The sequence below is a fragment of the Nonomuraea sp. NPDC003214 genome, from assembly GCF_053590035.1.
Genome location: NZ_JBSFSX010000010.1, coordinates 88415 through 99591 on the forward strand (window position 1 = coordinate 88415; position 11177 = coordinate 99591).

At 71.3% G+C, this 11177-nt stretch carries 14 protein-coding genes; 5 read left to right on the forward strand and 9 right to left on the reverse strand.

The window, feature by feature from the left end; genetic code table 11:
- Window positions 1-13 precede the first annotated feature (13 nt).
- Complete coding sequence (locus ACWDXC_RS30785) at window positions 14-793, forward strand: enoyl-CoA hydratase-related protein (RefSeq protein WP_449987499.1); 780 nt, start codon at window positions 14-16, stop codon at window positions 791-793.
- Here the strand turns inward: ACWDXC_RS30785 and ACWDXC_RS30790 are convergent.
- From ACWDXC_RS30790 to ACWDXC_RS30815, 6 genes are all read right to left on the reverse strand, one after another.
- Complete coding sequence (locus tag ACWDXC_RS30790; protein ID WP_219504767.1) at window positions 778-1338, reverse strand: DNA-3-methyladenine glycosylase I; 561 nt, start codon at window positions 1336-1338, stop codon at window positions 778-780. The two genes, ACWDXC_RS30785 and ACWDXC_RS30790, sit on opposite strands and share 16 nt — an antisense overlap.
- A complete protein-coding gene (locus ACWDXC_RS30795) occupies window positions 1335-2201 on the reverse strand; it encodes a hypothetical protein (RefSeq protein WP_449987502.1) in 867 nt (288 codons plus the stop codon). Before ACWDXC_RS30795 ends, ACWDXC_RS30790 begins: the two co-directional genes overlap by 4 nt.
- Before the next feature lie 55 nt (window positions 2202-2256).
- Complete coding sequence (locus ACWDXC_RS30800) at window positions 2257-2841, reverse strand: LOG family protein (RefSeq protein WP_449987505.1); 585 nt, start codon at window positions 2839-2841, stop codon at window positions 2257-2259.
- Window positions 2842-2852: 11 nt separating this feature from the next.
- Window positions 2853-3650 (reverse strand): LOG family protein, encoded by a 798-nt coding sequence (locus ACWDXC_RS30805; protein ID WP_449987508.1) that lies wholly within the window; start codon window positions 3648-3650, stop codon window positions 2853-2855.
- A 210-nt stretch (window positions 3651-3860) separates the two neighbouring features.
- Window positions 3861-4916: a succinyl-diaminopimelate desuccinylase gene (dapE, locus tag ACWDXC_RS30810; RefSeq protein WP_219504759.1), complete on the reverse strand. Its 1056-nt coding sequence runs from the start codon at window positions 4914-4916 to the stop codon at window positions 3861-3863.
- Window positions 4916-5752, reverse strand: coding sequence for a 2,3,4,5-tetrahydropyridine-2,6-dicarboxylate N-succinyltransferase (locus ACWDXC_RS30815; protein ID WP_449987511.1), 837 nt, complete (start codon window positions 5750-5752; stop codon window positions 4916-4918). The genes dapE and ACWDXC_RS30815 overlap by 1 nt, the downstream gene beginning before the upstream one ends.
- Between ACWDXC_RS30815 and ACWDXC_RS30820 the strand changes: the two genes are divergently transcribed.
- Window positions 5751-6617, forward strand: a complete 867-nt coding sequence (locus ACWDXC_RS30820) for a hypothetical protein (protein ID WP_449987513.1) — start codon at window positions 5751-5753, stop codon at window positions 6615-6617. The genes ACWDXC_RS30815 and ACWDXC_RS30820 overlap by 2 nt on opposite strands.
- Here the strand turns inward: ACWDXC_RS30820 and ACWDXC_RS30825 are convergent.
- The 3 genes from ACWDXC_RS30825 to fdxA form a co-directional block, all read right to left on the reverse strand.
- Entirely contained in the window at window positions 6614-7282 is a 669-nt protein-coding gene (locus ACWDXC_RS30825) for a DUF4178 domain-containing protein (RefSeq protein ID WP_246644764.1), read from the reverse strand. The genes ACWDXC_RS30820 and ACWDXC_RS30825 overlap by 4 nt on opposite strands.
- A gap of 100 nt (window positions 7283-7382) precedes the next feature.
- The gene (gene dapC, locus ACWDXC_RS30830) at window positions 7383-8453 is read right to left on the reverse strand and encodes a succinyldiaminopimelate transaminase (protein ID WP_449987516.1); all 1071 of its coding nucleotides are present in this window, start codon (window positions 8451-8453) and stop codon (window positions 7383-7385) included.
- A gap of 74 nt (window positions 8454-8527) precedes the next feature.
- Entirely contained in the window at window positions 8528-8851 is a 324-nt protein-coding gene (gene fdxA / locus ACWDXC_RS30835; RefSeq protein ID WP_219504899.1) for a ferredoxin, read from the reverse strand.
- Window positions 8852-8966: 115 nt separating this feature from the next.
- Between fdxA and ACWDXC_RS30840 the strand changes: the two genes are divergently transcribed.
- The 3 genes from ACWDXC_RS30840 (at window position 8967) to ACWDXC_RS30850 (ending at window position 11153) form a co-directional block, all read left to right on the forward strand.
- Entirely contained in the window at window positions 8967-9197 is a 231-nt protein-coding gene (locus ACWDXC_RS30840; protein WP_219504753.1) for a putative acetyltransferase, read from the forward strand.
- 17 nt (window positions 9198-9214) lie between these two features.
- Complete coding sequence (locus tag ACWDXC_RS30845) at window positions 9215-10276, forward strand: ABC transporter substrate-binding protein (protein WP_449987517.1); 1062 nt, start codon at window positions 9215-9217, stop codon at window positions 10274-10276.
- 100 nt (window positions 10277-10376) lie between these two features.
- Window positions 10377-11153, forward strand: coding sequence for a class I SAM-dependent methyltransferase (locus tag ACWDXC_RS30850; RefSeq protein ID WP_219504750.1), 777 nt, complete (start codon window positions 10377-10379; stop codon window positions 11151-11153).
- Window positions 11154-11177 lie beyond the last annotated feature (24 nt).

Genomic DNA, 11177 nt, shown 5'->3' on the forward strand with positions numbered 1-11177 from the left:
TGAGGGAGACGCCTTGATCCGCTATGACGTGCGCGACGCCGTCGCCGCCATCACGCTCGACCGCCCCGACGCCATGAACTCGCTGACCGCCGGCCTCAAGGACGCGCTCCTCGACGCGCTCCGGAAGGCCGCCGCCGACCCCGGCGTCCGCGCCGTCCTGCTCACCGGCTCCGGCCGCGCCTTCTGCGCCGGCCAGGACCTGCGCGAGCACGCCGACAACCTCGACGCCGGCCGCGGCCTCGCCGACACCGTGCGCCGGCACTACAACCCGATCGTCGAGCTCATCACCACCATGCCCAAGCCCGTCGTCGCCGCCGTCAACGGCGTCGCCGCCGGGGCCGGAGCCTCCCTCGCCTTCGCCTGCGACCTGCGCGTCGCCTCCGACAAGGCGAAGTTCGCGCTCGCCTTCGCCGGCATCGCGCTCGCGCCCGACTCCGGCGCCTCCTGGACGCTGCAACGCCTGGTCGGCCTCGGCCGCGCCACCGAGATCATGCTGCTCGGCGAGCCGATCGACGCCGCCCGCGCCCTGGAGCTCGGCCTGGTCAACCGCGTCGTCCCCGCCGACACGCTGGCCGAGGCCGCCGCCGGCCTGGCCGCCCGCCTCGCGCAAGGACCCATTCAGGCGTACGCCGCCACCAAGCGCGCACTCGCCCACGCCGCGACGCACTCACTGCCCGAATCGCTCGCCCTGGAAGCCGACCTCCAGGACGAATGCGTCGCCACCGACGACCACCTGGCCGCCACCAAGGCGTTCCTCAACAAGGAACGCCCCGCCTTTCACCGGCCCGCCTGACTCCTCGCCACACAGCCCTCGATGTGATCGTTGACCAGGCCGATCGCCTGCATCAACGCATAGGCGGTGGTCGGCCCGACGAACCTGAATCCGCGCCCCTTCAGCTCCTTGGCCAGCGCCTTGGACGCCGGGGTGACGGCGGGCACGTCGGCCATCGACGCGGGCACCGGCGAGTCGGGATCGGCATACTTCCAGACCAGCTCGGAAATGCCGTCCGGCAGCTCCAGCGCCGCCCGCGCGTTGCCGATCGCCGCCTCCACCTTGGCCCGGTTGCGCACGATCCCCGGATCGCCCAGCAGCCGCTCCACGTCCTTGTCCGTGTAGCCCGCGACCTTCGGGATCGAGAACCCGTCGAAGGCCCGGCGGAAGTTCTCCCGCTTGCGCAGGATCGTCAGCCACGACAGGCCCGACTGGAACGCCTCCAGCGTCACGCGCTCGAACACCCCGTCGTCGCCGCGCACCGGGCGGCCCCACTCCTCGTCGTGGTAGGCGATGTAGACCGGGTCCGTCATCCCCGTCCACGAGCAGCGGATCACCTCGCTCACGCCCGCTCGTCCCCGTCCCGCGCCACCCGCACCGTCTCCCCCTCGCCGTTCTGCCCCGGACCGCCTCCGGCCCGCTCCGCGCCGTCCACCCTGTCGACGTACGTGACCTCGCCGGACGCGGTGGCCCCCTCACTAGGGGCGGCGACCTCACCGGAAGTCTCGTCGGCGGCCTCCACGGGGGCGCTCGCGGCTTCGGCGGGCGCGGGCGGCTCGGCGGCGAGGGCGACGCCCTCCCCTGCGGAAGTGGTCTCTTCCGGGACGGCGGCCTCACCGGGCCCGGTGGTCTCCGTGGGGGCCGCCTCACCGGAGGCACGGGACTCCACGGGGACGCTCGCCGCTTCGGCGGGCGCGGATGGCTCGGCGGCGGGCGCGACCTCCTCCCCTGCGGGAGCGGTCACGCCCGGGGCGGCGACCTCGCCGGGCCCGGCGGGCTCCTCGGAGGCCGTCGCGGCGGCGGGCGGGGGTGTGGGGTCCGGGTCGGGCAGGGTGTGGGGGGCGGCGGGGGGCTCGTGGTCGGTGCGGAGGCCGGCGCCGGGGGCCGCGTAGACCTCCTGGCGCGCGTGCAACCGGCTCGACAGCAGCTCCGACACCCGCTGCTCCAGCACCGCGATCCGCGTGTCGCGGGCGCTGATCGCGTTGGCGGCCCGGCGCAGGGTCTCGTCGACGGACTGCGTGTGGTAGCCGACGAGGTTGACGGGCAGCCGCAGCGCCATGAAGTCGACGGCGGTGAGCTTGCCGGCTTCGGGAAGGTTGAGCGGCGGCACGTCCGGCGGGAACTCGGTCAGCTCACCGCCCCTGCCGAGGGAGACCAGCACCACGCAGGCCAGGATGGCGAGCGCGGCAATGGCGAGTATGACCAGCACATTGGCATCGTACTCATACCACGGAGGCATGAGTCCCGCACTTGCCGCATCCCGCTCAGCCGACGGCCTCTCCGAGCTCGGCGACGCTCGGCCTGACAGGGGTGGCACGGCCTTCGAGCTGGTCGAACGCCTCTTCCAGGGTGGTGGTCCAGGCGATGGCGTCGAAAACCCCGGCGCGGGTGAACCCGGCGTCGTGCATGCCGACGATCAGCTCCTTGAGCGGCTCGTACAGGCCCCACGGGTCGAGGATGACCAGCGGCCGGTCGTGGATGCCGAGCACCCGCGCGGTCCAGATCTCGAACAGCTCCTCCAGCGTGCCGATGCCGCCGGGGAGGACGAGGAAGGCGTCGGACCTGGCGTCCATGACGCCTTTGCGCTCGCGCATGTCGGCGGTGATGATCAGCTCGTCGGAGTCGCGGTCGGCGACCTCGATGTCGACGAGCACCTGGGGGATGACGCCGACGGTGTGGCCGCCGGCGGCGCGGGCGGCGGTGGTGACGGCGCCCATGCAGGACACGGTGGCGCCTCCGCTCACCAGCGTGTGGCCGCGCTTGGCGAGCTCGGTGCCCACGTCGGAGGCGAGGCGGAGGTACTTGCCGTCGATGTTCTGGCTGGAGGAGCAGTAGACGCAGATGTTCACGAGGAGCCAGCCTATTGCGGCTCGGCGACCTGCGACTCGGTGGCCCGGATCTCCTCCTCGCGTTGCTGGGAGCGGGCCCGGTCGGCCTCGACGATGATGCTGACGGCCTCGTCCACGTCGTCGGTGACGGTGATCAGGTCGAGGTCCTGCGGCGCGATCTTGCCGGTGCCGAGCAGCGTTCCCTTGATCCACTCGATCAGGCCGCCCCAGTATTCGCTGCCCATGAGCACGACGGGGAAGGAGGTGACCTTGTGCGTCTGGACCAGCGTCAGCGCCTCGAACAGCTCGTCGAGCGTGCCGAAGCCGCCGGGCAGGGCGATGAAGCCGCAGGAGTACTTGACGAACATGGTCTTGCGCACGAAGAAGTAGCGGAACTCGATGCCGAGGTCCACATAGTCGTTCATGCGCTGTTCGAAGGGCAGCTCGATGCCGAGCCCGACCGACACGCCGCCGTCGACCTCGGAGGCGCCGCGGTTGGCCGCCTCCATGACGCCGGGCCCGCCGCCGGTGATGACGGCGTAGCCGGCCTTGGCCAGCGCGCTGCCGAGGGCGCGGCCGGCCGCGTATTCGGGCGAGTCGCCGGGGGTCCTGGCGGAGCCGAACACGGTGACGGCCCTGGGCAGCTCGGCGAGCTGGCCGAAGCCCTCGACGAACTCCGACTGGATGCGCAGCACCCGCCACGGGTCCATGTGCACCCAGTCGGCCGGGCCCTGCCGGGCGAGCAGCCGCTGGTCGTGGGTGGAGGAGGGGACCATGTCGCCGCGTACGACAGCCTGCCCCTGACGCCTTTCCCGGCGGGTTGATTTCATGAGTTCACGCTAGCCCTTCGTGTGGTGCGGATCGTGCCCGAACTCCACGTCTACCCGGCTCGGAAGAATCTTGAAAAACTTCCCGGGAAACCTGGAACCGAATTTCGCGGACCCTGCGTCTAACCGGCGAGGGTGCTGCTCGGGACTGAAAGTGGCTCTCCCCGCCAAATGGCCGGCGAGGAGAGCCACTTTCATGTTGTCTGCCGGGTGTCAGGTCGTCAGCCAGGTGCGCATCGCCTGCTCGCTCTCCACGATCCGCGTCAGCGACACGTATTCGCCCTGCTGGTGCGCCAGGTTGGGGTCGCCGGGGCCGTAGTTGACGGCCGGCACGCCGAGCGCGGAGAAGCGCGCCACGTCCGTCCAGCCGAGCTTGGCCCGCGGGGTGCCGCCCACGGCGGCGGTGAACGCGGCGGCCACCGGGTGCGTCAGGCCGGGCCGCGCCCCGGGCGCCGCGTCGACGAAGCGGACCTCGTACCCGTCGAAGACGTCGCGCACGTGCTCCTGCGCCTGCTCGATCGTGAGGTCGGGGGCGAAGCGGTAGTTGACGGTGACCACGCACTCGTCGGGGATCACGTTGCCGGCGACGCCGCCGCGGACGCCGACGGCGTTGAGCCCCTCGTGGTACTCCAGCCCGTCGACCACCGGCAGCCGCGCCTCGTACGCGTTGAGCCTGGCCAGGATCGGCTCGGCGCGGTGGATGGCGTTGATGCCGTACCACGACCTGGCGCTGTGGGAGCGCTTGCCTGGCACGACGACGTCGGCGCGCAGGGTGCCCTGGCAGCCGCCCTCGATGACGCCGTCGGTGGGCTCCATCAGCACCGCGAAGTCGGCGGCGAGCCAGTCGGGGTGGTCGCGGGCGACGCGGGTGAGGCCGTTGCGGTCGGCCTCGATCTCCTCGCAGTCGTAGAAGACGTACGTGACGTCGCGCACGGGGGCGGGCACCGTGGCGGCCAGCTTGAGCGCGACGGCCACCCCGGCCTTCATGTCGGACGTGCCGCACCCGTACAGGAGGTCGCCGTCGACGCGGCTGGGCAGGTTGGCGGCGACGGGGACGGTGTCGAGGTGGCCGGCGATCAGCACCCGCTCGGCGTGCCCGAGCTCGGTGCGGGCGACGACGGTCTGCCCGGACCGGTCGACCTTCAGGTGGGGCAGCGCGGTCAGCGCCTGCTCGACCTGGGCCGCGAGGGCCTGTTCGGCGCCGCTCACCGACTCGACGTCGACGATGCGGGCGGTCAGTGTGCGTACGTCCTGGGTGAGGTCGAGCATCAGGTGTTCACTCCGTGTTCGCGCAGCACGTCGTTGAGCGCTGCCTTGTCGTGCCGCTGCCCCGGCTCCAGACGCTTGAGCACGAGCACGCACGGCAGGCCGAACGTGCCACCGGGGAACTCCTTCTGACGGGTGCCGCCCACGGCCACGCACCAGTCGGGGATGCGGCCGCGGCCGAGCTCCTCGCCGGTGTGGACGTCGATGACGGGCATGGAGGCCGACAGGATCGTGCCGGCTCCGACGACCGCGCCGCGGCCCACCCGGGCCCCTTCGACGATCATCGCGCGGCTGCCGATCAGCGCCTCGTCCTCGACCACGACCGGGACGGCGTTCGGGGGCTCCAGCACGCCGCCGATGCCGACGCCGCCCGACAGGTGGACGTCGCGGCCGATCTGCGCGCACGAGCCGACCGTGGCCCAGGTGTCGACCATGGTGCCGGAGCCCACGTATGCGCCGATGTTGGTGAACGACGGCATGAGCACCACGCCCGGAGCCAGGTAGGAGCCCCAGCGCGCGATCGCGCCCGGCACCACCCGCACGCCGTCGAAGGTGCTCTTGAGCGGCACCCGGTCGTGGTGCTGGAAGTCGCCCACCTGGGACCTGGCCATGCCGAGCACCTTGAAGCTCAGCAGGATCGCCCGTTTGGCCCGCTCGTCGACCGCCACCAGGCCGTCGCCGGTCACCTGGGCGACGCGGGCCTTGCCGGTGTCGAGCAGGTCCACGGCGGCGACCACCGCGTGGCGCGCCTCCGCGTCAGCAGCCGACAACTCCGCACGACGCTCCCACAGCTCGTCGATCACCGCCGGCAACGGTGACATGGTGCTCACGTCTGTCATGGCCACGGAGCCTATCTGGCCGGGTAGGTTCTTCTGCGTGCACCTGCGCTTCTCCCGCGGCGTCGTCACCATCGCGGTGATCGTCGTCGTCCTGGCCGTGGCCATCTCGTTCGGCCTCTACCAGCTGCTCAAGCGGGCCAAGCCGCTGGCCGTCACGGAGCCGGGCTGCGTCGCGCTCACCAAGGACAAGGTCGCCCTCAGCCTGGACGTCGAGCAGGCGCAGATCGCGGCCACGATCGCGGCCGTCGCGGCGCGGCGCAAGCTGCCCGAGCGGGCGGTGGTGATCGCCTACGCGACCGCGCTGCAGGAGTCGAAGCTGTTCAACGTCAACTACGGCGACCGCGACTCGGTGGGCGTCTTCCAGCAACGCGAGTCGCAGGGCTGGGGCACCAAGAAGCAGATCATGGACCCTGTTTACTCGGCCAACAAGTTCTTCGCCGCGCTGGCCAAGGTCAAGGGCTACCGCAAGATGCCGATCGCCGACGCGGCCCAGGCGGTGCAGCGCTCGGCCGCCGGCTACGCCTACGCCCAGCACGAGCACGACGCCCGCATCCTCGCCGCGGCGTTCACCGGCAGGCTCCCCAGGGCCGTGCACTGCGTCTATCCGTCGGACCCCGGCGTCACGCAGGCGGCCCGCAAGGCGCGGACCCGGGAGGCGCGCCGCCAGCTCACCCGGGCGCTCGGCAGCGCCGCCGTCACCAGCGAGAAGCGCGGGTGGCTGATCGCCGCCTGGTCGGTGGCCCACGCGCAGGAGTACGGCCTGAGCCAGGTCGCCTACAGCGGGGCCACCTGGGTCAACGACGTCGAGACGACCGGCTGGAAGGAAGGCGGCAAGGCGGGGGCCAGGCAGGTCGAGCTCGCCTAGGTGGCGCGGCTGACGATCGAGATGGAGCCGGGCGGGAGCGGCTGGGCGTAGGAGGCGGTCCACGCCTGGCCCTGGATGCGCTCGAAGGAGAGCAGGCGGCCGTCGGTGGCGCGGTAGTCGGCGAAGTCGAGCAGGCCCCGGTCGGGGGCGCCGGTGTTGCCCTCGGAGCGGAAGGCGGCGGTGCCGCGCTCCAGCGGGTGGAACTCGACGTCGTCCATGACCAGCGAGCTGCGGGCGGGGACCATGCCCTGGGTCGGCACTCCGGTCCAGAGCAGCACTTCCAGGAAGGGCGGGTCGCCGGCGGCCGGGCCCTGGCGCATCTCGACGGACAGCCACTGGACGCGCCGGGCGGCGTCGCGCAGCCGGTATTCGATCCACTGCTGGCCCTGCCAGGACAGGTGCATCGCGCCGAGCACGCGGGCGGGAGCCCCGTACACCTCGATCTTGTCGCCGACCTTGATGGTGCGCGGGTCGGTGTAGTCGGCACCGGCATGCGCGGGCTCGCTGACCGGCGCCGGCAGCGGGGGCTCGACGGGAGCGGCCTCGACCGGTGGCGCTGTCGTGCGGCCTTTCCTGTCCTGGCGGAGGGTGGCCAGGAAGGCCCCCAGAAGGAGGAGGACGGTGGCGATGCTCAGCCCGAGGACGACCACGGAGGTCATGCTCATCGTTCGGCTCGCTCCACTCGCGGTTCGCCTAGGCAAACGACCGATATCTATTTGTGCTCGCGGATGTCACCCCCCGGGAAGGGGCGCTTGCGGGGCGATCCTACTGGAGGCGGCGCACCGCCGCACCGATCCGTTCGTCAGTGGCCGTGAGCGCGATGCGCACGTGCCGCTCACCTGCTGATCCATAGAATTCGCCCGGCGCGACCAATATGCCGATTTCGGAAAGCTTGCTTACCTGGTCCCAGGAGTTCTGCCCGTTAGTGGCCCAGAAGTACAGCCCTGCCGTCGAATGGTCGATCCGCCATCCGGCCGCCTCCAGCGCGGGCCGCAGCGCCGCCCGCCGGGCCGCGTAGAGCTCGCGCTGCGCGTCGGCGTGCGCGTCGTCGCCGAGCGCCACCGTCATCGCCGCCTGCACCGGCTGGGGCATCAGCATGCCGGCGTGCTTGCGGATCTCCAGCAGCCTCTTGACCAGGACGGGATCGCCCGTCACGAACCCGGCGCGGTAGCCGGCCAGGTTGGAGCGCTTGGACAGCGAGTGCACCGCCAGCAGCCCCTCGTGCGAGCCGCCGCAGACGTCGGGGTGCAGGATCGAGACCGGCCGGTCCTCCCAGCCCAGCTCGATGTAGCACTCGTCGGACGCCACGACCGCGCCGCGCTCGCGCGCCCACGCCACCACCTTGCGCAGGTGCTCGACGGGCAGCACCTTGCCGGTGGGGTTGCCGGGCGAGTTGACCCAGACCAGGTCGGCGCGCTCCGGCCCGAGCTTCAGCAGCCCGTCGGCGGCCGTCGCCTCGGCCCCGGCCAGCCGCGCGCCCACGTCGTAGGTGGGGTAGGCAAGCTCGGGGAAGACCACCCGACTGGCGCCCAGGTAGGTCGGCAGCCAGGCCACGAACTCCTTGGAGCCGATCAGCGGCAGCACGTCCTGCTCGCCCACGCTGACGCCGTGCCTGCGGCGCAGCCAGCCGGCCGCGGCCTCGCGCAGCGCCTTCGTGCCGTGCGTGAAGGGATAGCCGGGGCTGTTCGCCGCCCCGGCGAGCGCGTCACGGACGAGCGCGGGCACCGGGTCGACGGGCGTGCCGACCGACAGGTCGACGATGCCGTCGGGATGGGCACGGGCGCGTTCCTTGTACGGCTCCAGCCGGTCCCAGGGAAAGTCGGGCAGGTTGTTCACGTTTCTCCTTGGTCGGGCGCCGTACATGCGGGAACGACCCGCGGGCAGAGCACCCGCGGGCGTGCCTGCGCCCGTTATCCCTCGGCCTGCGGCGGCAGGGCCGCCACCACCGGGTGGTCCTTCTCGATCTTGCCGACCTTGGAGGCGCCGCCGGGCGAGCCCAGGTCCTCGAAGAAGTCGACGTTGGCCTTGTAGAAGTCCTTCCACTGCTCGGGAAGGTCGTCCTCGTAGAAAATCGCCTCGACCGGGCACACAGGCTCACACGCGCCGCAGTCCACGCACTCGTCGGGGTGGATGTAAAGCATGCGCTCGCCCTCGTAGATGCAATCGACGGGGCACTCCTCGATGCACGCCTTGTCCAGGACGTCCACGCAAGGCTGCGCGATGACGTAGGTCACCTCGAGCTCCTTCTTCTCCGCACCATTCCGCACCATGGCATGACTCTGACCGCGGTTTGCTAGGCCCTAGTATTGCCGTGCCCGGACCCCGGCTGAAACGGAGGGTGGCAAACTCGTGGCCGCTCGCCTCGTCATCACTATCTCAGCCGCGGACATCGGCGCACGGATCACCACACGCCGGAAGGTGCCCGGAGGGTTCCGCGACGCCGTGGGAATCCTCGAATCGTGGGAGGGCGGCGTGCTGCGCGTCCGCAAGCGCGACGGCACCCTGGTGGAAATTTCCGAGGAAACGCTGGTGGCCGGGCGCGTCGTTCCCGCCGCGCCTCCTCGACCCGGGCGGAAGTAACCGTAAGTATTCAGCTTGTGACCGTACGTACCTGCGCCGCCGCAGTAGCCATCCTCGCCAGCGCCGGATGCGGCGCGTCGTCCACCCACGAAGCCGCCCCGACGGGGCCGCCGGTCAACGCCAAGGCCGCGTCCATGAAGGAGGGCTTCACCAGCATGGAGCGCCTGGCCCAGGCCGCCAAGCAGGAGGGCACGCTGCACGTGATCGCGCTGCCCCGCGACTGGGTCAACTACGGCGAGATCATCGACACGTTCGCCGACAAGTACGGCATCGAGGTCAAGGAACTGGAGCCCGGGGCCAGCAGCAAGCGCTCGCTGGACGCCGCCGCGCAGCTCAAGCCCGACGTGTTCGACCTGACGATGGACGTGGCCGTGGCCAACGCGCACCGGTTCGCGCCGTACAAGGTGCAGGGCTGGCTCGACCTGCCCGACCACGTGAAGGACCCGCGCGGCGCCTGGTACGCCGCCTACGGGGGCTACATGTCGCTCGGGTACGACCCGCGTGCCGTGCCCGCCCCCGCGTCCTTCAGCGACCTGCTGAAGCCCGGCTACAAGGTGGCGCTCGACGGCGACCCGCTGCGCTCGGCCGCGGCGTTCAAGGGCGTGATGGCCGCGTCGCTGCAGGGCGGCATGCCGCAGCCCAAGCGCGCCGTCGACCTGTTCGGCAGGCTCAAGCAGGCCGGGCAGCTCACCGACCCGGCCCACGCGAACGTGATCGTCGACTGGGACCACCTCAACGCCGCCCGAGCCGCCCAGGACGCCACCTCCTGGAAGGTGACGATCCCGCGCGGCGCCGAACTGGGCGCCTACCACGTACAGGCGATCAACAAGGACGCGCCGCACCCGGCCACCGCCCGGCTGTGGCAGGAGTTCCTCTTCTCCGACGAGGGCCAGAACCTGTTCCAGAAGGGGTACGCCAGGCCGGCGCGCGGCGAGGCCATGCTGATGAAGGGCACGCTCGACACCGAGCAGGCGGCCAAGCTGCCGGTCGCCCCCGGGCCGCCCGTGCTGCTGACGATCCCGCAGACGGACGCCGCCAAGGCGTACCTGAGGAAGGAGTGGGCGCGCAGCGTGGGATGAGCCTGAAGTGACCTGATATGTCGTAGCGACAATTGGCTCTAAAGTGAACGGACAGCACGGCCACGGGGGCCCGATGTCTGACGAATGAGAGCTGATCGGCTTGCGATACGACACACCGAGCGTGGAGCGGTGGAACAGTCGCGCCTACGACAGCAGCTTCGGCTACGTGTCCACCCAGGGCGCGCCGCTCGTGGACCTGCTCGACCCCCAACCGGGCGAACGGGTTCTCGACCTCGGCTGCGGCACCGGGGTGCTGACCGCGCAGATCGCCTTCCGCGGCGCCGAGGTGCTCGGCATCGACGGCTCCGCCGCCATGATCGAGAAGGCCATCGCGCAGTACCCCGGCATGAACTTCATCGTCGGCGACGGCCACGACTTCACCGTGGCCAGGCCGTACGACGCCGTCTTCTCCAACGCCGCGCTCCACTGGATGAGCCGCGAGCCCTCCGCCGTCATCGCCAGCGTGCGCGAAGCCCTCACCCCCGGCGGGCGCTTCGTCGCCGAGATGGGCGGCTCCGGCAACTGCGCCGAGCTCACCGCCGCGATGCTCACCGCCTGGCGCGAGCACGGCTTGCGCGAGCCCGAACTGCCGTGGTACTTCCCCACCCCCGCCGAGTACGCCCGCCGCCTGGAGCAAGAAGGCTTCGTCGTGCGGCTGCTGGAGTACTTCGACCGGCCCACCCCGCTCGACGAGTGCCCGCGCGGGGCCGCCGACTGGGTGCGCATGTTCGCCGCCTCGGCGCTCGACGGGCTGCCCCAGGACCTCGTGGAACCCCTGCTCCAGCGGGTGAACGAGCTCGCCGCGCCCGCCCTTCGCAGGGAGAGCGGCTGGATGGCCGACTACGTGCGCCTACGGTTTGCCGCCGTTCGACGCTGATGCGTAGTGCATGATGCGTAGGGC

Bases quoted from the DNA above. Each gene is read 5' to 3' on its own strand.
- ACWDXC_RS30805 (WP_449987508.1), bottom strand. From the start codon at position 3,650: ATGAAATCAACCCGCCGGGAAAGGCGTCAGGGGCAGGCTGTCGTACGC.
- dapE (WP_219504759.1), bottom strand. From the start codon at position 4,916: ATGCTCGACCTCACCCAGGACGTACGCACACTGACCGCCCGCATCGTC.
- ACWDXC_RS30820 (WP_449987513.1), top strand. From the start codon at position 5,751: ATGGCCACGGAGCCTATCTGGCCGGGTAGGTTCTTCTGCGTGCACCTG.
- ACWDXC_RS30825 (WP_246644764.1), bottom strand. From the start codon at position 7,282: ATGAGCATGACCTCCGTGGTCGTCCTCGGGCTGAGCATCGCCACCGTC.
- ACWDXC_RS30815 (WP_449987511.1), bottom strand. From the start codon at position 5,752: ATGACAGACGTGAGCACCATGTCACCGTTGCCGGCGGTGATCGACGAG.